27 protein-coding genes are annotated in these 21,133 nt (G+C 30.0%); 3 read left to right on the top strand and 24 right to left on the bottom strand.

Annotation, left to right across the window (positions count from 1 at the left end):
• Positions 1 to 8: 8 nt before the first annotated feature.
• The 24 genes from AC2TEO_RS01350 to pepE form a co-directional block, all read right to left on the bottom strand.
• Positions 9 to 1,457 carry a nicotinate phosphoribosyltransferase gene (locus AC2TEO_RS01350; RefSeq protein WP_442266387.1) on the bottom strand — a complete coding sequence of 483 codons (1,449 nt, stop codon included), beginning with the start codon at positions 1,455 to 1,457 and terminating at the stop codon, positions 9 to 11.
• Complete coding sequence (locus AC2TEO_RS01345; protein WP_442266386.1) at positions 1,454 to 2,527, bottom strand: adenylosuccinate synthetase; 1,074 nt, start codon at positions 2,525 to 2,527, stop codon at positions 1,454 to 1,456. Before AC2TEO_RS01345 ends, AC2TEO_RS01350 begins: the two co-directional genes overlap by 4 nt.
• A 2-nt stretch (positions 2,528 to 2,529) precedes the next feature.
• Positions 2,530 to 3,387 (bottom strand): hypothetical protein, encoded by an 858-nt coding sequence (locus AC2TEO_RS01340; RefSeq protein WP_442266385.1) that lies wholly within the window; start codon positions 3,385 to 3,387, stop codon positions 2,530 to 2,532.
• 2 nt (positions 3,388 to 3,389) lie between these two features.
• Positions 3,390 to 3,725: a hypothetical protein gene (locus tag AC2TEO_RS01335; protein ID WP_299621980.1), complete on the bottom strand. Its 336-nt coding sequence runs from the start codon at positions 3,723 to 3,725 to the stop codon at positions 3,390 to 3,392.
• A 105-nt stretch (positions 3,726 to 3,830) separates the two neighbouring features.
• The gene (locus AC2TEO_RS01330; protein WP_442266384.1) at positions 3,831 to 4,823 is read right to left on the bottom strand and encodes an ADP-ribosylglycohydrolase family protein; all 993 of its coding nucleotides are present in this window, start codon (positions 4,821 to 4,823) and stop codon (positions 3,831 to 3,833) included.
• Complete coding sequence (gene ybiA, locus AC2TEO_RS01325; protein WP_442266383.1) at positions 4,820 to 5,371, bottom strand: riboflavin biosynthesis intermediates N-glycosidase; 552 nt, start codon at positions 5,369 to 5,371, stop codon at positions 4,820 to 4,822. The genes AC2TEO_RS01330 and ybiA (AC2TEO_RS01325) overlap by 4 nt, the downstream gene beginning before the upstream one ends.
• Before the next feature lie 12 nt (positions 5,372 to 5,383).
• Positions 5,384 to 5,926, bottom strand: coding sequence for a DUF6939 family protein (locus AC2TEO_RS01320; RefSeq protein WP_442266382.1), 543 nt, complete (start codon positions 5,924 to 5,926; stop codon positions 5,384 to 5,386).
• 311 nt (positions 5,927 to 6,237) lie between these two features.
• Positions 6,238 to 7,014, bottom strand: coding sequence for a metallophosphoesterase family protein (locus tag AC2TEO_RS01315; RefSeq protein ID WP_442266381.1), 777 nt, complete (start codon positions 7,012 to 7,014; stop codon positions 6,238 to 6,240).
• A gap of 1 nt (position 7,015) precedes the next feature.
• A complete protein-coding gene (locus tag AC2TEO_RS01310) occupies positions 7,016 to 7,828 on the bottom strand; it encodes an SIR2 family NAD-dependent protein deacylase (protein WP_442266380.1) in 813 nt (270 codons plus the stop codon).
• Between the two features lie 245 nt (positions 7,829 to 8,073).
• Entirely contained in the window at positions 8,074 to 8,667 is a 594-nt protein-coding gene (locus AC2TEO_RS01305; protein WP_299677949.1) for a DUF4291 domain-containing protein, read from the bottom strand.
• 10 nt (positions 8,668 to 8,677) lie between these two features.
• Positions 8,678 to 9,277 (bottom strand): macro domain-containing protein, encoded by a 600-nt coding sequence (locus AC2TEO_RS01300; protein ID WP_442266379.1) that lies wholly within the window; start codon positions 9,275 to 9,277, stop codon positions 8,678 to 8,680.
• A 21-nt stretch (positions 9,278 to 9,298) separates the two neighbouring features.
• On the bottom strand, positions 9,299 to 9,847 hold the full coding sequence (locus AC2TEO_RS01295; RefSeq protein ID WP_442266378.1) for a prolyl hydroxylase family protein: 549 nt from the start codon (positions 9,845 to 9,847) through the stop codon (positions 9,299 to 9,301).
• A gap of 7 nt (positions 9,848 to 9,854) precedes the next feature.
• Positions 9,855 to 10,400 (bottom strand): RNA 2'-phosphotransferase, encoded by a 546-nt coding sequence (locus AC2TEO_RS01290; RefSeq protein WP_442266377.1) that lies wholly within the window; start codon positions 10,398 to 10,400, stop codon positions 9,855 to 9,857.
• Between the two features lie 83 nt (positions 10,401 to 10,483).
• Entirely contained in the window at positions 10,484 to 11,350 is an 867-nt protein-coding gene (locus AC2TEO_RS01285; RefSeq protein WP_442266376.1) for an MBL fold metallo-hydrolase, read from the bottom strand.
• Positions 11,351 to 11,432: 82 nt separating this feature from the next.
• Positions 11,433 to 11,906 carry a macro domain-containing protein gene (locus AC2TEO_RS01280; RefSeq protein WP_442266375.1) on the bottom strand — a complete coding sequence of 158 codons (474 nt, stop codon included), beginning with the start codon at positions 11,904 to 11,906 and terminating at the stop codon, positions 11,433 to 11,435.
• Between the two features lie 104 nt (positions 11,907 to 12,010).
• A complete protein-coding gene (locus AC2TEO_RS01275; RefSeq protein ID WP_442266374.1) occupies positions 12,011 to 12,517 on the bottom strand; it encodes an O-acetyl-ADP-ribose deacetylase in 507 nt (168 codons plus the stop codon).
• Positions 12,518 to 12,657: 140 nt separating this feature from the next.
• Positions 12,658 to 13,080, bottom strand: a complete 423-nt coding sequence (locus AC2TEO_RS01270; protein ID WP_442266373.1) for an ADP-ribosylation/crystallin J1 — start codon at positions 13,078 to 13,080, stop codon at positions 12,658 to 12,660.
• Entirely contained in the window at positions 13,077 to 13,511 is a 435-nt protein-coding gene (gene ybiA / locus AC2TEO_RS01265; protein WP_442266372.1) for a riboflavin biosynthesis intermediates N-glycosidase, read from the bottom strand. The genes AC2TEO_RS01270 and ybiA (AC2TEO_RS01265) overlap by 4 nt, the downstream gene beginning before the upstream one ends.
• Positions 13,504 to 14,472 carry an ADP-ribosylglycohydrolase family protein gene (locus AC2TEO_RS01260; protein ID WP_442266371.1) on the bottom strand — a complete coding sequence of 323 codons (969 nt, stop codon included), beginning with the start codon at positions 14,470 to 14,472 and terminating at the stop codon, positions 13,504 to 13,506. Before AC2TEO_RS01260 ends, ybiA (AC2TEO_RS01265) begins: the two co-directional genes overlap by 8 nt.
• A gap of 65 nt (positions 14,473 to 14,537) precedes the next feature.
• Complete coding sequence (locus tag AC2TEO_RS01255) at positions 14,538 to 15,356, bottom strand: TIGR02452 family protein (protein WP_442266370.1); 819 nt, start codon at positions 15,354 to 15,356, stop codon at positions 14,538 to 14,540.
• Between the two features lie 16 nt (positions 15,357 to 15,372).
• Positions 15,373 to 16,008, bottom strand: coding sequence for a DUF4291 domain-containing protein (locus tag AC2TEO_RS01250; protein WP_299840071.1), 636 nt, complete (start codon positions 16,006 to 16,008; stop codon positions 15,373 to 15,375).
• A 218-nt stretch (positions 16,009 to 16,226) separates the two neighbouring features.
• Complete coding sequence (gene prs / locus AC2TEO_RS01245) at positions 16,227 to 17,054, bottom strand: ribose-phosphate diphosphokinase (RefSeq protein WP_442266369.1); 828 nt, start codon at positions 17,052 to 17,054, stop codon at positions 16,227 to 16,229.
• A gap of 65 nt (positions 17,055 to 17,119) precedes the next feature.
• The gene (locus AC2TEO_RS01240) at positions 17,120 to 17,809 is read right to left on the bottom strand and encodes an NUDIX hydrolase (RefSeq protein WP_442266368.1); all 690 of its coding nucleotides are present in this window, start codon (positions 17,807 to 17,809) and stop codon (positions 17,120 to 17,122) included.
• A 43-nt stretch (positions 17,810 to 17,852) separates the two neighbouring features.
• Entirely contained in the window at positions 17,853 to 18,566 is a 714-nt protein-coding gene (gene pepE, locus AC2TEO_RS01235; protein ID WP_442266367.1) for a dipeptidase PepE, read from the bottom strand.
• An 81-nt stretch (positions 18,567 to 18,647) separates the two neighbouring features.
• On the opposite strand from pepE, the gene AC2TEO_RS01230 reads away from it, so the two are divergent.
• The 3 genes from AC2TEO_RS01230 to AC2TEO_RS01220 all read left to right on the top strand — a co-directional run bounded on the left by AC2TEO_RS01230 (position 18,648) and on the right by AC2TEO_RS01220 (position 21,109).
• Positions 18,648 to 19,439, top strand: coding sequence for a hypothetical protein (locus tag AC2TEO_RS01230; RefSeq protein WP_442266366.1), 792 nt, complete (start codon positions 18,648 to 18,650; stop codon positions 19,437 to 19,439).
• A 102-nt stretch (positions 19,440 to 19,541) separates the two neighbouring features.
• A complete protein-coding gene (locus AC2TEO_RS01225; protein WP_442266365.1) occupies positions 19,542 to 20,309 on the top strand; it encodes a BamP family beta-assembly machine protein in 768 nt (255 codons plus the stop codon).
• Positions 20,309 to 21,109: a BamP family beta-assembly machine protein gene (locus tag AC2TEO_RS01220; RefSeq protein ID WP_442266364.1), complete on the top strand. Its 801-nt coding sequence runs from the start codon at positions 20,309 to 20,311 to the stop codon at positions 21,107 to 21,109. The genes AC2TEO_RS01225 and AC2TEO_RS01220 overlap by 1 nt, the downstream gene beginning before the upstream one ends.
• Positions 21,110 to 21,133 lie beyond the last annotated feature (24 nt).

Genomic DNA, 21,133 nt, shown 5'->3' with positions numbered 1-21,133 from the left:
AACAAGGTTTATAATAATCGTTTTCTAATTTCAGCCAAACTATCATCGATTAATAATTTTCCATCTCTATATACTTCTTTTAATTCACCTTTTTGTTCTTCTTCCCAAGAAACTTGATCAACTAATTTGTACGTGTCATTTACTTTTTCAATTTTAATTAATCCTTTCGCTGATTTTTTAGTTCCATCATCTGTAATTGGATCTTTAAAAATGGCTCTTCCTTCTCCAGCTACTTCTCCGTACGTTGCTTTCATAGCGAACCCGAAAGTATCTCTTGTATTATATTGATATGTAAAAGAACCGATTCCTAAAACAACATTGGTAGATGCAAACCCTTTTTGTTTTAATCGCTCACAAATTTGAGTTGCTCTAGCTAAAGTGATACTGTCACCATAAATAGCTCCGATGTGTGCATCTAACTCTTTATACCCTTTTTCATTTGTAACTCCACCAAAAATATCCCAAAGTAATTCTACTACTCCTTTTTGTTCAACTTCTGAATTCGCATTTGGATTTCCACAAATAATATCAACTGGATCTCCACTATCTGGACGAATGACTACTTTTCCATCTCTTGCTAAAACCTCTTCTTTTAAATTCGGAAGATATTCTGTTAGCACTTTCCATAAATCCCAAGTATCAGAAACAATAGAAACAATTCCTTTAGGATACACTTCTGTAATTAATCTTTTAAATGTTTCTTCTTCTCCACTATTCGTTCCCATACACATTACAGAGTGTTCGGTTGCAGCAACAGATCCTCCAATTAACTCAGTATCAGAATTTGCATTATAGTATTCTTCTAAAAAATCTACTGATGGAATTGTATCTGTTCCTGTAAAACTTAATAAGTGACCAGATGCAGATAAAACAGCAGCTTCTAATCCTGCCATACCGCGCATAGAAAAATCGTGACCTTGCCAGTCTACAAATTCAGGAATTGAAGAAGTTTCTAAAGCATATTTATCTAAAATCTTTCTGTATTGCTTCGCTATTGTTGCTGAATTACAAGGCATCCAAATTGTTGTAGATAATAAAGTCTCAAAATAATTTGTTAACCAGAAAAACTCAGGTAATGTATTATACATCGTAAACATTGGTACACGAATCGGTACTGAAACTCCTTCTGGTAAAGCTTTAATTACCATTGGTAAAAATCCTAAATCGTGTAATGCTTCAATATGCGCTATACCCACTTGATTTTCGCCTAAATAATTGTTGATTCTTCTCGCATATCTTTTTGAAATTTCTTCTTTTGATTGCTGAAAGAAATTCTTCGAAAAATCATCAATAATATATTTTTTAATGAAGTATTGTAAGCCGAAGAATACAACTTCGTTTACACCTTCAATTCTACTTTTTCTTGGTGTCCAGTTAGAATATACTAAAGTAGTGTTATCAGGATATTGTCTTCTGTGATCTACTTTGTATCCGTCTGTATATAATAAGGGATTCATATGTTTATTTTTTTAATTGCTGTTGATTCTGCACCGTAAGAGCCATAAATTTCATCAAAATTTTCTTTTAATAACTCCCAATTTAATTCTGGTTCATATTGATCTAAACACGTCATTATTAAAGTTGATTTCTTTGATTTATTATAAATCTGGTCAATATTTTTCGCATGTAATAATAACAGTATGTTTAGTTTAGCTGTTCGTAAATGTTTCTGAAATTCGTTGTAAACACAGGTTTCTTCTTCAGTATTTACCAATTCTAATTCTTCTTCATTTAGCATCCAACCATTTCCATGTCGTGTCGCATAAGATCTTGTTATATAATAGGTTTCTATATTTTCAATGTTTAACTTTTCACAAATCTCTATGGCATTTTTTGCTGTGGTGTTTGCATAAGTGACATTAGGAAACGTACCATGATTCATATCTAATAATACTCCTTGACTACCTTCGAAAATAATGGTTTCATATGTATTTAAAAAAGAATAGTCTTTAATTTTTATATCTAAATCGGAAACACAATCTAAAAAATATGCTACTTCAGCGCTTAATTCTGGAATATCATATAATCCGTAATAGTTTGCAATACTGTTTAGTTTTTCTAAAAGCATAGATTTAGGACCGACCAAATCAATTGCATACAATTTATACGGTCCTTCATTTCTCTTCATTGTTGCTCCTATCCCTTTACCACAACTTCCGTGAACTAAATTTTTATTGTTTTTTCTATTCGACCAAACATCGAAAGGAGTCGTTACTTTTGCCAATGGATGAACTGACAAAGTAACGTTGCCTTTCTTCTTTTTTAATTCTTGTAATTCTGTATGCAAAAAAGTAGGATGAATAGTACAGTGTTCGCTAAAATAAGAAGGTAATCCACGTAATGCTCCACTACAAAAACTAGAATGTACGTGTTTTCTATCTCCTATTTTTACCGTATGTGCTGCTTGTTGTCCGCCCGAAAAACGAACTACTATAGCTTCTGGATTTTTAGTACACAAAAAATCTGTTGTAATACCTTTTCCTTCATCACCAAAACCTAATCCTATAACTATTTTTGCTTTTTTCATCTTTATAACATTTCTATATCATCAAAATTTACTCCTGAAATATCTGTTTTTCCACTTGCTGATGGATAATTTTCACATACTACTTTTGTAATAACTTCAGGAATTGTTCTGTAATCACTAACAGAAATACAATTGTCTCCTAATAATTGTTTCCAGCCTTTTTCTGCTTGAATTGCTCTTCCGGAATGATTTACGCTGATATGGAATACATCATATTTCTTTTGAACTTCTTGAAACAATTCCATTTCTGAAAATGTTTGCTGACCGCTTCCCATAATTTCTTTTATTGCTGAAGCTGGTAAATGTTTCAAATTAGGTTCGTCTCCAATCGTAAATAAAATTCCTTTTTGATTTCTCTTTTCAAAAGCATCTGTTCTTGTATGGAAGGCAGCGAAATACCATGATAACAAGTAACTTTCACCTGCATTTCCACCTCCACCAGATTCGATATAAGTTCTCGTTAACCACATATCTAATTCTTCATCACCAGATTCAAACTGACCAACTTGTAATGGATAACTGTCACATTCATGATCTCCGATTCCCAAGAATAATAAAGCGACATCTTCTGCTCCATTTTGAATAATTCCTCCCATTAACTTAGGCAAACCTTCTTTAATTAAATCGTGTGGAATGTGTCCCATACTTCCTGTAACATCTAACGCTAAGATTACTGGAAATGAATTTGGGTGTACTTCTGAATCTCTCGCTTCTCTGAAATCTACCCCATTCGGATTCATTGAATTGTGCGCGCGTCTTTCTCTATTCTGCTTAAAGATTTCATTTATTGACTTACTTGCGTAGCCTTCCTTTTGTGCTTTTAAAGCTCTTTTACTTAAATTGTATCTAGTTCCTCCCATAATTATATTTTTTTACCGAATAAGTATTCGTATCGTTTTTGTGCAATTTCTAATTGAATGTTTAAGTTTCTGATTTTTAAGGATAATTCTATGTCTTTTATCACAAAACTTTCCGGATCAAAATCTGCAAACGTTAAACTGTTTTTATCTAATGGACTGATGTCTATCGCTCCTTCTTGTTCTCTAGTTAATCTTTTAATTTTTAACTCGATGTCTTCTACTCTTCTTCGATAGATTAATTCTGCATCTTCTCCAATAGTTTTGGCTCTGTCTTCTCTAATTTGATCGTTATTCCTTCGTAAGGCATCAACAAATCTTGGTTTTAATTCTTCACTCATACTATTTATTTTATCACAAACAAATTCATTTGCGTAATTACAACACAAATATAATTCAAGAAAACATATCTACAAAATATTTTGCGTTACATTTACACAATTAAATTAAATTTTAAAGTTTTTAACTATTTTTTTAAAGTAATTTTTCCCTTCTACATTATCAATCATGTAGTTTGGAATACTTTTTAAACCATGTATTCCAGCCATTATACTAGTTGTAATAGAAGCTACTGAATCTACATCTCCTCCTAAATAAATTGATTTTTGTAATGCATCAAAAGCATCTGCACTCTGTTTTAAAATATACAAAACGCAACCTGTTGTATATTTTGAATCTGAAGGCATTCCATGAATTCCGCTTAAAAAATAAGGAACTTCTATTGGTTGTTTTCCACAAAGAGTGACAAAATCATTATTTGTTAAATCATTATAATCTGGTAAATCTTCAATCAAACGTAGATACGTCTTGTATTCCTCATTTAATGAAACTGTTTTAAAACAATAAGCTATTACATCTTTTACATTACCATTCTTCTGGATTAAAAACTCTGTTGCTCTGGCGATACATTGACTAGATAATATGGCATTTATATTAGGATGCGTTGCATTTGCATTGATTTCTGCATATTGATTTATAAGATCACTTTTTATTAAACCTAAAGGAACAGATCGCATTGCTGGAGCATTTCCAGGATTTGGACGATCTTTTTGAAATTCACGAATTTCTTCAATAGTCTTTTCGCCAGAAAAACACCAACGCATAGATCCATGTCCGTTTCGTCCGTAACCTTTTTCTAATTTTCCTTTTTCATACTCTTCAGTCCATTTTTGTACTAATAAAGCTTCACAAAACTTTTCTTTAGACTGTAATGCTTTTAATACACCAATAGTCATTTCGGTATCATCGGTATATTCCCATTCATGATAATTTTCAGTGAATACACTTATCTTTTCATCAGGTACTTGAATCTTGTGCCTTACATTTACAAAAGAGGAAAAATCAACGTGTTTTCTTATCCAATTTCTATCTTGAAATTCTACACCTGCTCCATAAGCGTCTCCAATTGCTGTTCCTAATAATATTTCATATAACTTCATTTTTCTACTAACTTATCACGAACTTCCATTAAAACATAACCTAACAAATTTAATCCTTTCCACCTGTTCGGATTTTCAATATTCTTGTAATCTGAAGCCAAACCAACTCCCCATACTTTATCATACGGACTAGCTTCTACCAAAATTCTATCTTTAGTGTTGATTAGAAATTCTTTTAATGCGTCGTTTTGAGAGAACTTTGCTAAATTCCCCTTATAGACTATTAAATATTTCTGATTATCCCAAACTGATGAATTGAATCCTTTAACTTTTCGTCCTAGTTGTTTCACATCATGCGGATGTTTTGAGGATAAGATTTCTGCTAAAACCTCATCATCGTTAAACAATCTAGCTTTTTCTGCCATCATGTAATGTTCAGCAGTTTTGTATGCAATTCCGTTGATAACAAAATCAGACTCCCACCACTGACTAAAGCATGATTTGCTTATACTTCCGTCTTTCTTTGGTTGATGTCCCCAGAAGAATATGTATTTTAAATGTTCTCCTGTATTATATCTTTCTTGTATAGTTGTATTTGAATATTTCATAGCTTTTATATTCTATAATCTTCCTTCTATTTTCATTTTAATTAATCCAGCATGAGATAGAGGTTTTCTAGGATTTTCGATATCTTCATTTGTTTCATAATCTAAAAGAACTAATGTTTTACTTTTAGATAATTTAGTTAACTCTCTTAATTCATCTTGTAAAACATGATCTAAAACCCAATTATATACTGGTAAATAAATTTCTTTTCTTGCTGATATATAATCTAACAACTCCTCTCCTTTTACTCCTTTTCTATGTCCTAAAGGTTTTCCAAATTTTCGAACTGTTCTTTTTAAACCTTTCATGGAAGTTACCTCAAACTTTGATTCATCTACATCATGTGTTTCAAAAACTTTTAATCCTTGCCATATTCCTTCTACAGAAGCTGAATATTTACCTTCAGAAAAAGGAATTGGAATATTTCCTAAAGGATAAAACGGACTAAATTTTACCATTGGCATTTCTCCTTTTGAAGTTACATCAACTATAACTGCATCTGGAAAATCTTTTAAAATGTTTTCTATCTTTCTTCTTTTACTTTGAATAACAATCATGAAATTAGTTTAAATAGTTAATTATTCTTTTTTCCATTGATGAAAAAAGAATCAAAAAAATCTAGTCTTAAGAAAATTACGTTCTAAAACCTCATCCTCGACACTAAATAAAAAGAACTCGCTTCGCTTAAACAACTTTTTATTTTTTACGTGTCTTACGGTGGATTTTTAGGCTTATTTTCTAATGACAGCTTATATTTATTATTAATTTAAAATATTATATTCTTCAATCTTATTTTGATGTGAACCTGAAATAAATTCAGGTTGACGTGTATTCTTTAACTATACATTTCGAATAATTATAAAGTTTATTAATCTGGAATATTATATTTCTTTTTAATAACATTATATGAACTTTCATTTCTTCCGCTTTCATCTGGATATAATGAATATAACTCTTTACTTTGTATAAACTCCTTCGTATCGATATTTAAAGCCGTTAAACATCCATTAAAAGCTGCTCCGGTATCTACATTCCAAACATTAGCTCCGTTCATTGGCCCAAATTGATTATATCTTGTTGTTGGTGTATGTCCGATATAAATCTCATGAAATAAGGTCAATCGTTTCGGGTACAATGGTGAATCTTTATCTAAAGTTTTGTCTAAAGAAATTGCCGTTTCCCAAAGTGTTCGATCCCAATTAAAATTAGATTCATACACTTCTTTTTGCGGTCCGTGCATTGATGAAAAACCAGCATGAATAAACAATCGATTATCAGCATCAATATGAAATAATTTCATCTGTTCTATAAACTGTAAGTGCTGTTGTTTATCATATTCTGTATACCCTTCATAACTTTCAATTGTTTTAACACCTCCATGAAATAACCAAATGTCATTCGTTATTCCACTTCTTAACCAGTTTTCGCAATATTCATCGTGATTTCCTTTTATGAAAATACAATCGTGTTTTTCTCTTAATTTCATTAAATAATCGATAACCTGAGCAGATTCACTCCAACCATCTACATAATCTCCTAAGAAAATTAAGGTATCGTTTTGTTGTAATTCTAATTTATCAATTAACTGACGTAAGCCTAATAAGCCTCCGTGTATATCTCCTATGGTAAATGTTCTTGGTTCCATTTTATAATGCCTCTTGAAATTGTGTTAAAAAATCTAGCGCTGTACCTCTAAACTTGTAAAACTTCTTTTTATCTCCGAAGTTTTCTGTAAAGTTGTTGTCTTCTAGATTTACGTCTATTACAGCCCCTCCGTATTTAATTGTTTGTTCTACTAATCTATTCGGTAAAGTAGTAGCACCAGAACTACCTAAAATTATTAAAACTCCAGAATTTTTAGCTATTTTTAATGTTGTGTGTAATTTAAAATTTCGTTCATTATAAAACTCGTCAAACCATAAAATATTCGGACGCGTATCTGTTCCGCATTTTGGACAAACTAATAATTGCTTTTCATCATAACTTAAATCCTCATCTATAGCTTTTAACTGAATCTCTTTAGACATTTCATAAACATCTTTCGAACATTCATCTGCACAACGCATTTCTCTTAAATTACCATGTATTTCGTATACAGTTTTAGATCCTGCTCTTTGATGCAAGTTGTCTATATTCTGTGTGATTAAATGAAAACGATCTTGTAAAGTGTTTTCTATTTCAACTAATTTAAAATGCGAAGCATTCGGTTTAGCTTCTGCAAACATTTTCTTTCTAAAAAATGTGTATTGCCAAACTTCATCTGCATTCTTACTAAAATGTTCAAAAGTTCCAAACGATTCGGGTTTGTAATATTTCGTTCCTTTTATCCATATCCCATCTGTTCCTCGGTAAGTTGGTATTCCACTTGCTGATGATATTCCTGCTCCTGTAAGGAATGTGATGTTATTTCTATTATTTTTTGAATTTACTTTAGTTAGTATTTCTTTTAACTCTTTCATTTTATTTCTTTATTTATCATTCTTTTTTCCATTGATGAAAAAAGAATCAAAAAATCTAGCCTTAAGATCATATCACTCTAAAAAAGAATATCCTCGATGAACTCGTTTCACTCAGACAGCTTTTCATTCTTAACACATCTTGTGGTAGATTTTTAGGTGTATTCTCTTTATGACACTTCTCATAATTAACTTTTAAACTCTTTTGTACATCATAACTATTTCTAGTGTATAATTTATCTCTAAAATTATCTTATGCCTATTTTATCTTCTAATGAAGAAGGCAATTTATAAATTCGTTCTTTGGGAAGAAGTCTTTTGGCTTCGGTATATTTTCCTTTCTTCCTCAGCTCATTGATTTTCTTCGTTAAAGGAGTAAAATCAACAATTTCTTGAATCCATTCTTCATTAAATTCATGTATTAAGCACCTACTGATTCCTACTTGAATAGATCTATGTTCCAATTTATTTCCTCTAATATTTCGTTCTGGATCCCATTGAATATGAACTTTAGCTTCTTTAAATTTTTGTTCCCATTCCATTCCACTTTTATAAACTTTAGTATCAGGATCTGTTAATACCCCCATTTCTAAAGCTTTCTCCCATTTAATTCGTTTTATTTTAATTCCCAAAATATAATCTTGATTACTTTTTGTCCCCCAATTACTTCGTTCCATTAACCATAAATATGATGGTTTAATCCATGTCATTCTGGTAAATGAAAAAGGCGATTCAAATCGATTATTTTTAAGAGCTTTCGTTGCTATTATTTTGTTATAAGCCTGATAAACAGTTATTGTATTTTTATCATAACTGGCTCTTATTTCCTGATAATTAGCCATTTTTTAAATTTTAATAATCCCATATCAATCCTTTTTCATTTAATCGATATTGGAATTTTTGTGTGTCACCAAAGGTTTTATAGTCTTTATAATTTCCTAAAATAACTTCATCGTATGCTAAAAACATTTGATTTGCTGCAATATCAAAAGGCATTCTTCCACAACCTGTACATAAACCTGGAACAGCAATGGTATGAATTTCTTCGTGTTTTTTTGCCGCTATTAAAATTGCTTTCATTGCTAAATAAGCATTTACAGAAGTTGCAATATTAAAACTCATAGGAACTCGCATTGTTGGAGCAGATATCAAATACGGGATTTTTTCATTCTCCGTTGGAATTATCATTGACTGCCCTACCAATAATTCTCTTTCATCTAACTGAGCTATTCGTTTTTGTAATTCGTCTTGAATATGCCAACCTAAAGTTTCTGATAAATGAATATCTAAACCTCCATCCATAAAACCAAAAGAATTTGCTGGACTGACTATAGCGTCGCAAGCAACCTTAACGATATCTTCTCCAATAATTTCAACATCTTCAAATTCTGAAAAGTAAGATTCCCAAGCTTTACCTAATTCTGGTTCTTTATATACTAGTTTTATTTTCATGACACTTTACTTGATTAATTTTTAAACTCTTCTGTACATTACATCTGTTCTTAACACATACTTTACTCCTGAAATTAACTCTTTTCCTTCATGACGTAATCGATGTCTAAAAACTAAAGCAGTTCCTTTATTTGGTTTTACTGTACCAATGTTTCGAAAAGCTGTTTCTCCTCCTTCAAAATCATCATTCAAATAAATTAGAAAAGAATAGAAACTTTGCTCTTCTAAATTCCTTCTGTAACTTCCATCTATGTGCATTTTAAAGCGCTGACCTTTGGTGTATTTATACACTCGAAACATTTCATTTAAGCCAATTCTTTCATAAAATCCAACTTTCTTAGGAATAAAATCTTGTAATCGATTCCAAAAATCTTTTCCTAAATCTTCATCAAAAAACAAATAACGATCGTTATTACGAACTCCTTTATTCATTACCTGATTTCCATCTACAGAAATTTTTGCTTCTTCAAATTCTACTGTCTGGTATTTTAGTAAATACTCAAAACACTCTTCTTCTGAAAGGAAGTTTTCTATTAAAAATATTTCGTCGTGTACATTAATTTTTTTCATAGTTGTTTTATTTGTCTATAAACTTTGCTGGCACATGATCTGTTAACCATACTCCGTTTTTAGATTGGTAAAATTCGTATCCTGCCATATGCATAGCTCCTGAGCGAACAGTTAAAATCGTTGGAACTCCTCTTCTACTTCCAACTTTTTTAGCTGTTTCTATATCTTGACTTAAATGCACATGTTGTCGGCTCATTTTTTGCAATCCTTTTTCTCTTATCGATTGCATAAACTTAGGCACCGTTCCGTGATATAAATATTCTGGTGGCTGAATAGCTTCTAATTTTAAATCAATCGTTTTTAAAGAATGACCTTGATTGGCTCTAATCTTCGTTTGATCTTCATTAAAACTAAATCGCTTTTTATCGTTTGTTGCAACTACTTCTTCTAGTTTTTCTATTGAAAAGTGCTTTCCTTTTCTTTTCGATTTCTCAATAAGTTCAGCTACATCTGCCCAACCATTTTCATCTAATTTCAATCCGATTAAATCAGGTTGATGTCTTAGTAATAGACTTAGAAACTTACTTATACTTTTTATTTCTCTTTCGTTCATTTTGTTTTGTTTTTAATTGATCTCAACTGCGTCGTTTTGACATTATACACTTATACGCAATCTCAAGTTTTAACTATATATAGTTAATTTAAAGGTTTTTGATTTAAAATATCTCTTTGATATCTTCCTAAAGGAACTCTAAATACTGGTATTTTAATATTATAGTATTTAATGAGCTCTTTAATTGTTTGATCGATCTGTTGCATATCATACCGCGATGAAAAATGACCTAAAATCAGTTTTTCAATATTGATTTGACTTACCATTTCTAGCACTTCTTCTAAAGAACTGTGTTTATTTTTATCATTCCCTTTTTCTACTTCTTCTTTCTTTAAAAATGTGGCTTCATGAATTAACACTCCACAATTATCATATTTAGAATAATCATACACTGGTGTATCTCCTGAATACACTAGAACTGAGTTTTTAATCTTCTCTTTGATAAAATCTTCTCCTTTATCTTGTTTTATAGCGATAATCTCTTTTGAAGACAAATTCGAAAACTCTTGCTTCAACTTATGTTTTGTTTCAAATACTTGAAAAGACAAACTTTTCAATTGATCCTTCACATCTATATGTTGATTTTCAAAACATAAAACTTCGATACCTGATTTTATCTGAATAATTTGTTCATCTTCTAATCTATTCCATCTTGTTCCATATGTATGTGGATCAAATTGACTAGTGAAATTTTGTATAAATGGAAACGATCCTGAATCTTTCGGATAATAAATATTTGGTTTACGATGTGCAAACAATTGATTATACTGAAAAATTCCACCTAAATGATCTCTATCTGCATGTGAGATAAAAATGTTTTTTATTTTACCACACTTTCCTAATAAATTGGATGTTAATCCGTCGCCAGCATCAAATAACAATCCAAGTTCTTCAATAAAGTACCATGTTGAAAATAATGCTGTTGAATATCCATGTATGGTTAGTTTCATCTTTTTATTTTTTTATTATTTCGAGACAAGAAGTAATCTATTTACAGATTATTTTGTCTCCTTGTATTCTTGATAACTTTTATTATAAATCATACACTATTGTATCGATTTCATTTTTTATTAAATTCTCTGTGATAATTGGCTCTATTTTTTCCCATTTACCTCCTGCTAATCCACATCCTATTCTTGGCATATGTACAGAAGCATTTAACTCTTTCGCTACATCAGACAATTTTGCGAGACATTTATTAACTGCTTCATATCGTATTGGAACTCCATTACTACCAGTTTTCATTCCTCTTTGCCCTATCATATTACATACATATACAAACTCATCAACCTGTATAATTTGAATGTTTCCAAGCTTAAAATCATTTTCTGATCTTTCTCTATGCCATTTCCTATAACTGGTCTCTGGTTCTTTCCATCTTTTTGAAATAGCCAAAACAAATCCTTTTCCCCAGCCTCCTAAATCATTACATATATGGGCTATAATTTTAACTCCTTTTGCTTGAGGTGAAGTTGCATCACCTTTTATATATTTTATCTCTTTCATTTCTTTATCATTTTTAATTGAGAGTTTACATCATATCATCTGTTGCATTCATTTTGTCTTGATACAAAGAATCAAAAATCAAAACAAATAATGGTTTACTCCTTTCATTTCAAAATATCTTCATAAATCCTGTAATTATCTTCATCAAAGCAGACAAAAATTAGCTTTTCTACAACTGGGTGTTTTTTTACCGTTTCAATAGCTATTTCTGCTGCTAATTGTTTAGGAAACTTGTAAATTCCTGTACTAATGTTGGGAAAAGCAATCGTTTTTAAATCATGTTCCTTCGCTAATAACAAACTATTTTTATAGCAATTGGTTAATAATTCTTTTTCCAACGCTAATCGATTTCCTCCGTTATAAACCGGACCAACAGTATGGATTACTTTTTTAGCTGGTAAATTTCCTGCTGTTGTAATTACTGCTTCTCCAGTTTTACATTTTCCTTGTCGATTTCGAATCTCTTGACAAGCCTCTAAAATAGATTTCCCTCCTGCTCTATGAATTGCTCCGTCTACTCCAACACCACCTAATAAACTAGAATTTGCTGCGTTTACAATTGCATCTACTGCTATTTTAGTAATATCTCCTTTATGTAATTCTATTTTCATATTTCTTGTTTTATTATCATATCGAGTGATTCCAATATATTAGAATTGCATCGAGATATTTTAATTTGTTCTCGATACAATTTTTCTTCCGATTTCGATAAACTCAATCTTCAGAAAAATCACTCGAACTGACATATTACTTAATTATGAAAATTTTCTACAGTTTTCATAATTTCATTTACAAGTAGACTTTCACTAGTTTTATAATCTTTACCGATATAAACTTTAAGTGTTTTTATTTCTCCTTGTATCGAATCATTAAAACTTTCCAACTGATTTGCTGAAACCCATAATTCATTATGAATTTTCCCGCCTACATTTTCGATTGGATATTTTTTAAACTCATCTTCAGAAATTTCAAAAGCTGTTACAAACCCTAAATAGTTACCAAAAGGATCTGTGGTATTCCATTTACTTGCTATTTCTGAAGCATATTCTTCATTTAAAACAGGATAAAAAATAGGTTGCCATTCTAATCTTGGCGGAAATTTTTTAAATCCACTTTCAGCTATTAATTGCATTTCTTTTTCTCCTACTGGCCTATATAACTTTATCTTTTTCATCTGATTTTGTCTCTTACTCTCATTAGAATTTTACCTAATTTATTAAATCCTTTACCATTTTTACCATCCCCCCAGTACAGATCATTCTCTGTGTGTTCTATTATTTCAAAATCTAAAGTTTGTAAAAGAATTTCTTTAAGGTATTCATGCTGTGTGAATTTTGCATAGACTGCCTTATACATAACATTATCTTTAACCTTGTCCCAATTCTTTTTTATTTTAATTCTTCTAGACCTACCTAATTCAGCTGCTTTCATCGGACTAGAGCTCTTTCTTATTGTTTCCTTGTAAGTAATACTTTCAAATTTTTGAGCTTGAAAATAATGTTCAGATGTTGGCCAAATTTTACCATCTAATTTAATTGGATATAAAGCAAAATTTGAAAACTCACCCCACTTATCATTAACACTGTAAAACTTAATTTTACTCATAATCTAAACTTTTTGAAAACCGATGTGATAAATCGATTATTTCTTCTCTTTTTACTAAATCATGTAACCAATCTTTTGGTATACATTCTTCTTCATAATATAAACCTGCTAAGGCTCCGGTAACACAAGCAGTTGTATCTGTATCTTCACCTAAATTCACAGCTTTTAAAACTGCTTCAGCATATGAATCTGTAGTTAAAAAACTCCACAAACTCGCTTCTAAAGTATTTAATACATAACCTGATCCACTAATCTGTTTTTCTTCCAATTTATATACAGGTTCTATTATATAATCGCCTATTGGATTTTCTAATATTCTATGAAACTTATTGATTTCACTTTCTGAACAAATCCCATTTTCATTTAAGAATTTATTCACTATGTGTTGCATATTTTCGTAAGCTTCAAATTTTTCCAATCCTCTTAATAAACCTATCATAAACTCCACATAAATGAAACAACTCAGTACAGAGCGAATATGCCCATGTGTAATTGAAGAAACTTCTTTAACTTTTTGAAATCGTTCTTCGATTGACATATCTTTTACATAAAATGCTAACGGACTTATTCTCATTAAAGATCCATTTCCATTATCAAACTCTCCAGTTCCACCTGCTAATGTTGCTGGCGTTCCTTTTGCAAAAGCATTTATAGCTGTATTTGTTGCAATTCCGATATCGAAAACTTCTCCGTGTGCCGTCCAATAACTATCTCCATACCAACGTACAAAATTTGTAGCTATAGATTTTGTGTTATAACCTTTACATAAACTTTCGGCCAAACAGAATGTTAAAGAACTATCATCGCTCCAAGTTCCTTTAGGTTGGTTATGAGAACCAAAAGCTCTCATTGTTTTTACTGGATTTTGCTGTAATTCAAATCTTGTTTTAAACTCCACAGGAACTCCCAAAGCATCTCCTACTGCTAATCCTAAAAATGTTTGTTCTATTTTCTTTTTCATTTTGTTGGTTTTGATTTTTTGAATTGGTGCCTTCGAGTACCTCAGGCACCAACTCCAAATTATATTTAATCAAACTCTTTTTGAAATGCTTCTATAAACTTTTCATTTTTTGAATAGATTGCAAAGACTACTCTTTTAAATTGATTTTTAAACTTATTGTCAAGATGCGATTTAAACAACTTTGCAATATCATTAGGATCATTCTGAAAAACTCCACATCCCCAAGCACCTAAAATCAAAGTATCGTGTTTTTTTGCATAACTTAGACTTAAAAGCTTTTCAATACGCCTGCTCATCACTTTTGGAACACTTTCAACTTTATTCGGTTCATTACGTTTTACTGCTCCTAAATTTACTGCTGGAGAAGTAATAAAACTGCATTGTTGATATTCTGATAAAAGCTCTGTTGTATGGTCTCTAAAGACTGGCACATTTGGACTGTAAATCATGTTATCTGTATACAAACAAGATTTCATCTTTCTATGCATTTCATAAAATTCAAAAACACTCATTTGAGATTCATGCAATCCTGATGATAATGCTAAACTTTCTTCTTGTGCTAATGAACCATTTAAAAAGCCTCCTCCTGGATTCTTTGCTGAGGCAAAATTTAAACACATTACTTCTTCATTTTTTGACAATCTTAAAATTGCACTAATTGAATCTTCATTAGTTACTTCAAAAATCGTATCGAAATTTTTATCTAAAACTACGTTATCATTTAATTCATCTAAATCTTCAGATGTATAATGTACTGTGTTTTTTACTGAATTATCTATATCTGTTTTTAGTTCTACTCGACTATTATTTTTATCATAATAAAAACCATCTTCAAAGATTTTTACTGTCTCTTCTGCTTTTATTTTTCTTCCTGCTCTATTCACTTTTTCTTAATTTTATTTAATTAATCTTCAAAAACCGATTTACTTCTTCATTAAAACTCAAATATGGTTTTTCTTCTGGAAGCTCTAAGGCATCTAAATTTTTGTTTAATACGAATTGATATTGTTGATTCACATATGCTGATATGTCTTCTATTTCAATAATATCTTCTTTACCAAATTTTACTATTTCTTCGTTTCTGATTCCTAATTGAATTGCTCTACGTTCTAGTTTTGCTCCATACGGATCATGATCTGGATCCCACTGTAATCGAATGTTTGAATTTTGAACTTCTTCTTTCCAAGCTTCTTCATTTTCGTACAAATGCGATTGATAACTCGAATACACAGCCTGACTCAAATAGCGTTCGAAGGCTGTTCTTTTTAAATGAATTGCTAAAACAACTTCTTGACCTTCTTTTGTTCCCCAACCATTTCTATACATCATCCATAGAAAGTTTGGTTTAATCCAAGTCATTCTTGTATACTTAAATGGACCTCCAAAAAATTGGTTTCTCACAGCAAAATTCCCGATCGCTGGTCTGTATGACTGATATACAATTACTTTTTCTTCATCGTATTGAGCCATGATATGATGACCTGATTCTGGCCATTCATTCAATTGTTCTTTATAATTTTTTAATTTCAGTTTCATTTTTTTATAATTATCTACAATTTGTAATAATAAACTTACGTCAACCTGAACTTGTTTCAGGTTCTCATCACGAATTATTCTTTGATAGTTTTATGAGATTCCGAAATAAATTCGGAATGACGTTACAAGATTAATTTCAATTTTTATCGAGAAGTTTTCATCTCTTAAATAGTTCTCGATACAATCCCGATAAATCGGAATTACTCGAACTGACATTATTACATAAGCGTTTCCAATTTTATCTGCTGAACGTCTTCAACATCTTTAAAACTATCTGTTGTAAACACTTTTGTAAACTTTTCTTTTAAATGTTTTACTCCTTTACTAAAAATTCCGTGACTTACAGCTAAATATAAATCACCTGCGTTTTTCTTTTTCAGTTCATCTGCTAACCCCATAAAAGTTCCTCCACCATCACAAATATCATCTACAATTAAGCAATTCTTCCCACTTAGATCTTCTTCGTAAACTTTAAAACCTTCCAGTTTTCCGTTTGTTACATTTCTCTTTTTCGAACATTCTACTACAGCAATTCCCCCTAAATATTCCGACACTTTATATATCTTTTTCAAAGCTCCTCCGTCAGGAGAAATTAATAACACTTCAGATCCAATTTTTTCAATTACTTTTTCAATGAACTTATAATTAGTTATCACTTTACAATCATTTAAAACTGCTGGAGTAACTTCAGAATGTGGATCAAAAACAGTAATTTCATTTAATTTCAAACTATTTAACAAATCCGCGTACACTTTTACCGTTAATGGTTCTCCAGGTATCATAACCCTGTCTTGTCTTGCTCCTGGAAAATATGGTATAAAGAGACTGATTATTTTTACTCCACATCTTTTAACAGCATCAACTGCACACAATAACAATCCTACATCATTAAAAGAAGTAACTCTAGTTGTTATCGTTACTTTTTCAACATTAGTTAAATCAGACGATATTTTAATGTGAGGTTCTCCTCCAGAAAAAGTGAACGATTTAAATGTTACTTGGTTACCTCCTAATGGTTCAAATGTTGAATCTAAATTGAAAATCATTTTTGTGTTTTTTTTACGCAAAACTAAAACATAAAAACAAACTGACAAAATAATTTGTGTAAAAATTACACTATCTTAATTTCAAAGTGGAATCCTTCTTGTACTAATTGATCGTATTTCTTTTTATTAAACTTAAAGAGTTTTGCAGGTCTACCGCTACCTTGCTGATGAATTTTGTCGGTTTCTTCTACAATTTCAAAACTCAATATTTTTTTTCTGAAGTTTCTACGATCAATCTTGTGTTCTAAAATTGTAGTGTATAAATTTTCTAAGTCTGAAAACGGAAATTCTTTATTTAATAGATCAAAACCTATGGGTTGATATTGCAATTTAGCTTTTAAACGATCTTTAGCCATATCTAATATCATTTGATGATCGAAAGCTAATTCTGGTAAATCATCTAACGAAAACCATTGTACATCATTAGCATCTGTGTCTGCTTTAATAGTGAAGTGATTAGGACGTACTAATCCAAAATATGTAATAGATACTACCCTATTTCTAGGATCTCTACCAGGTTTTCCAAAAGAATACAGCTGTTCTAGATAATCGAATTTAACTCCAGTTTCTTCTTTTAATTCTCGTTTTACAGCATCTTCTAAAGACTCATCATCCATAACCAATCCACCTGGTAATGCCCAAGAATCTTTAAAAGGTGCTACTCCTCTTTTTATTAATAAAACCGAAATTTTCTTGGCTTCGTAACCGAAAACAACTGCATCTACAGCTACCTTAATATTTTGAATTGCTGGCATAGGTTTGTGTTAATAAAACACAAAATTACAAATTATTCGATTTTTAACTCAATGTTTCCTGTTTAATTATAGTATCTGTATCTAATTCTACAGCTACTGCATCTTTTCTAAACAAACGAGCAGTATATTCTCCTTTTAACAAAACCTGATTGTCAGTTACTTGCAACCAACTTCCTTCACGTAAACCTAAAACAGGAGTTTCATTAAAAACATGATATTCTTTAATTCTTGTTTCTCTAGTTTCCCCCATATGTTTCGATGTTGGATCTGGATCTAAATAATGCGCATTGATATTAAAAGGAATTAATCCCATGGTATCAAAACTCGGTGGATATACTATTGGCATATCATTCGTATTCATCATGGTTACTCCACAAATATTACTTCCTGCACTTGTACCTAAATAAGGAGTTCCGTTTTCTAAAACTTCCTTAAGAATATTAATTACATTATTCTTGTATAATTGATTTACCAATTCAAAAGTATTTCCTCCACCAGTGAAGATTCCTTCAGCATTTTTAACTGCATCTACAGGATTATCAAATTCATGTATTCCTTTTACTTTTATTCCTATTTTTTCAAAAGCTTCTTTAGCTTTAGCAGTATAAACATCATAAGAAATTCCACTTGGACGTGCATAAGGTATAAATACAATTGTATTTACATTTTTGAAAAAAATTGATAATTCCGGTAAAATATATTCTAAGTATCCGCTACCATGAACGGTTGAAGTACTTGCTATGATTAATCTTTTCATAATTCAAATTAACAAAAATTTACAGCTGTATTAAAACTTTTTAAGAAGGATAGTTCTTTTATTTGTAAATCAATTAATTGTATGCAAAGATTATTACTTTATCTAATTTTATTTTTTTCTATCCTTTCTTATTCTCAAAATAAAAGAATAGAAATATCTGGTACACTTTCAGATAGTTCTGGTAAAGTAATAGATGCTCATATCATAAACATTACTTCGAAACAAGGAACTTTTTCGGATGAAGCTGGTAACTTTGTTATTCCTGTAAAATTAGGAGATGAATTAAAAATTACTTCCATACAACATAAAGAGGAAAACCTAATAGTTGCTAATGTTATCATTAAAAACAAACGGCTGGATTTAACTTTATTTCTTAAAGATTATCTCTTAGAAGAGGTTGAAATAAAAGAAACATATTTAAGTGGAAGGTTAGGAACTGACGCTAAAATAATAGGCAAAAGTGATCGTCAAAAAGTAATGGAAAATTTAGGAATTAATCCTTTTCCTAAAAAACTATCTAAAATTGAGAGAGAAATTAAAACAGCTTATGCTGGTGGCATACAATATAATTTAATAAGTGTAACTGTTTCTGTAGATTATGTTATTAATTCTATTTCAGGAAGAATAGACAAACTTGAAAAACAAAAAGAAATACTAGACAATAATGATAAATTAGAAAAACTAAAATCAACATATAAAAGTTACATTATTAATGATTTAAAAATAGATTCTACAGAAGTTTCAAGGTTTTTATATTTCTCACACTTTGACAATGGTTTTAAAAATGCTTATGATAACGGAAATTTAGACTTAATTTTATTCTTAAAAAAGCAAGCTCAATTATATAAAACATTAGAAAAAGAAAATAATTAACAAAAACAAAACTTACTTCACGCCTTTCTTTAACATATATTTACAGAGTCCTTAAAACTTTTTAAGAAGTATAGTTCTTTAATTTGCATTTCAACCAATTATATGCAAAAACTATTACTTTATCTTATTTCACTCATTTCTTTCTTATCCTATTCACAGAGCAAAAGAATAGAAATTTCAGGGAGTCTTTCCGATACTACAGGAAAGGTTGTTAATGCACATATCATCAATACTACATCTAAACAAGGGACTTTTTCTGACGAAAATGGTAATTTCGTTTTACCTGTAAAACTAGGTGATGAATTAAAAATTACTTCAATCCAACATGAAGAAGAAAATTTAATAATTGCCAACGTAATTATAAAAAATAAACGATTAGAATTAGTTTTAATTCTGAAAGATTATTTATTAGAAGAAGTTGAAGTAAAAAAAACATATTTAAGTGGAACAATAGGAACTGATGCCAAAATAATTAAGAAAAGTGAAGAACAATTACTAATGGAAAAATTAGGTTTTAATCCTTTTCCTAAAAAAATACCACAAATAGATCGTGAAATATTTACAGCTTCATCTAGTGCTGGACCAGTACCTTTAGACTTGATTATTAATACTCTTTCTGGAAGAATTGCTAAACTTAAAAAAAAGAAGAAACTTCTTGAAAACGAGCAAAAAATGGACGCTATCGAAAAAACTCATAAAATGTATATTATCCATCAACTAAAAATAGATTCAACAGATCTTTCTCGATTTATTTACTTCTGTCACCTCGACAGTGACTTTAAAAAAATAAGTAAATCTAATGAGTTTGGAATGATAGAATTTCTTCAAAAGCAAGCTAAATTATTTAAAAAACTAAAGAATAATAAATAATGCGTAATCTATTAACCATACTTTTTATCTCTCTTTCACCTGTAATAGCTATTGCACAAAAAACAATTACAATAGATGGAATTATAAAGGATAAAACTGGAACTGTTTCAAATGCTCATATATTAAATAGAAATACTAAAAAAGGAACTATTTCTAATGATAATGGTAAATTTGAAATTAAAGTACAGATAAACGATATTTTAGAGATCAGTACTATTCAACACTATAAAAGAATTATTACAATTACAAATGAAATTCTAAAATCTAAAAAATTAGACTGTGAAGTATTTTTGAAAAGTAACCTATTAAATGAGGTGGAAGTTACTAATGGCGATTTATTTAGTGCCTTTCATAAAACAAGAGATCCTAAATTAGAAAAAATAGCCATAGCTAGCTCTAAAGGTGCCTTAAATTTTTCTAACGTTAAACCTGAAGCCAATTTAAATTACAATAAAAATGATGAAATTAACAAACGCTTAAACAATATTGTAGATCCTACAAAACAATTTGAAGGTATAAATTTTGGTTTTTTCCTTTCTTTTTTTAATTCTAAAAAAAACAAAAAACAAAAGAAAGATTTAAAATATAAAGAAAGTTTCCCTAAACTTTTAAAAGATAAATTGGGAGATGATTTTTTCCATAAAAAGCTAGGTATTCCTAAAGATAAATATCATAATTTCCTTTTGTATTGTGAACCATTAGGAATCGAAAAAAAGTTTAAAAATGGAGATTTAATTGGAGTAATGGATATTTTCTTTAAAGAACATAAAAATTATTTAAACATTATAAAAAAACAATAATTTTTTATTCATAAAGAGTAATAT

The organism is Tenacibaculum aquaeponti, from assembly GCF_057221555.1.
This window is presented reverse-complemented; position numbering and strand designations above follow the sequence as displayed.

What these genes read in the sequence shown, in the direction of transcription:
- AC2TEO_RS01350 (WP_442266387.1), bottom strand. Translation starts at nt 1,457, where the DNA reads ATGAATCCCTTATTATATACAGACGGATACAAAGTAGATCACAGAAGA.
- AC2TEO_RS01345 (WP_442266386.1), bottom strand. Translation starts at nt 2,527, where the DNA reads ATGAAAAAAGCAAAAATAGTTATAGGATTAGGTTTTGGTGATGAAGGA.
- AC2TEO_RS01340 (WP_442266385.1), bottom strand. Translation starts at nt 3,387, where the DNA reads ATGGGAGGAACTAGATACAATTTAAGTAAAAGAGCTTTAAAAGCACAA.
- AC2TEO_RS01335 (WP_299621980.1), bottom strand. Translation starts at nt 3,725, where the DNA reads ATGAGTGAAGAATTAAAACCAAGATTTGTTGATGCCTTACGAAGGAAT.
- AC2TEO_RS01330 (WP_442266384.1), bottom strand. Translation starts at nt 4,823, where the DNA reads ATGAAGTTATATGAAATATTATTAGGAACAGCAATTGGAGACGCTTAT.
- ybiA (WP_442266383.1), bottom strand. Translation starts at nt 5,371, where the DNA reads ATGAAATATTCAAATACAACTATACAAGAAAGATATAATACAGGAGAA.
- AC2TEO_RS01320 (WP_442266382.1), bottom strand. Translation starts at nt 5,926, where the DNA reads ATGATTGTTATTCAAAGTAAAAGAAGAAAGATAGAAAACATTTTAAAA.
- AC2TEO_RS01315 (WP_442266381.1), bottom strand. Translation starts at nt 7,014, where the DNA reads ATGGAACCAAGAACATTTACCATAGGAGATATACACGGAGGCTTATTA.
- AC2TEO_RS01310 (WP_442266380.1), bottom strand. Translation starts at nt 7,828, where the DNA reads ATGAAAGAGTTAAAAGAAATACTAACTAAAGTAAATTCAAAAAATAAT.
- AC2TEO_RS01305 (WP_299677949.1), bottom strand. Translation starts at nt 8,667, where the DNA reads ATGGCTAATTATCAGGAAATAAGAGCCAGTTATGATAAAAATACAATA.
- AC2TEO_RS01300 (WP_442266379.1), bottom strand. Translation starts at nt 9,277, where the DNA reads ATGAAAATAAAACTAGTATATAAAGAACCAGAATTAGGTAAAGCTTGG.
- AC2TEO_RS01295 (WP_442266378.1), bottom strand. Translation starts at nt 9,847, where the DNA reads ATGAAAAAAATTAATGTACACGACGAAATATTTTTAATAGAAAACTTC.
- AC2TEO_RS01290 (WP_442266377.1), bottom strand. Translation starts at nt 10,400, where the DNA reads ATGAACGAAAGAGAAATAAAAAGTATAAGTAAGTTTCTAAGTCTATTA.
- AC2TEO_RS01285 (WP_442266376.1), bottom strand. Translation starts at nt 11,350, where the DNA reads ATGAAACTAACCATACATGGATATTCAACAGCATTATTTTCAACATGG.
- AC2TEO_RS01280 (WP_442266375.1), bottom strand. Translation starts at nt 11,906, where the DNA reads ATGAAAGAGATAAAATATATAAAAGGTGATGCAACTTCACCTCAAGCA.
- AC2TEO_RS01275 (WP_442266374.1), bottom strand. Translation starts at nt 12,517, where the DNA reads ATGAAAATAGAATTACATAAAGGAGATATTACTAAAATAGCAGTAGAT.
- AC2TEO_RS01270 (WP_442266373.1), bottom strand. Translation starts at nt 13,080, where the DNA reads ATGAAAAAGATAAAGTTATATAGGCCAGTAGGAGAAAAAGAAATGCAA.
- ybiA (WP_442266372.1), bottom strand. Translation starts at nt 13,511, where the DNA reads ATGAGTAAAATTAAGTTTTACAGTGTTAATGATAAGTGGGGTGAGTTT.
- AC2TEO_RS01260 (WP_442266371.1), bottom strand. Translation starts at nt 14,472, where the DNA reads ATGAAAAAGAAAATAGAACAAACATTTTTAGGATTAGCAGTAGGAGAT.
- AC2TEO_RS01250 (WP_299840071.1), bottom strand. Translation starts at nt 16,008, where the DNA reads ATGAAACTGAAATTAAAAAATTATAAAGAACAATTGAATGAATGGCCA.
- prs (WP_442266369.1), bottom strand. Translation starts at nt 17,054, where the DNA reads ATGATTTTCAATTTAGATTCAACATTTGAACCATTAGGAGGTAACCAA.
- AC2TEO_RS01240 (WP_442266368.1), bottom strand. Translation starts at nt 17,809, where the DNA reads ATGCCAGCAATTCAAAATATTAAGGTAGCTGTAGATGCAGTTGTTTTC.
- pepE (WP_442266367.1), bottom strand. Translation starts at nt 18,566, where the DNA reads ATGAAAAGATTAATCATAGCAAGTACTTCAACCGTTCATGGTAGCGGA.
- AC2TEO_RS01230 (WP_442266366.1), top strand. Translation starts at nt 18,648, where the DNA reads ATGCAAAGATTATTACTTTATCTAATTTTATTTTTTTCTATCCTTTCT.
- AC2TEO_RS01225 (WP_442266365.1), top strand. Translation starts at nt 19,542, where the DNA reads ATGCAAAAACTATTACTTTATCTTATTTCACTCATTTCTTTCTTATCC.
- AC2TEO_RS01220 (WP_442266364.1), top strand. Translation starts at nt 20,309, where the DNA reads ATGCGTAATCTATTAACCATACTTTTTATCTCTCTTTCACCTGTAATA.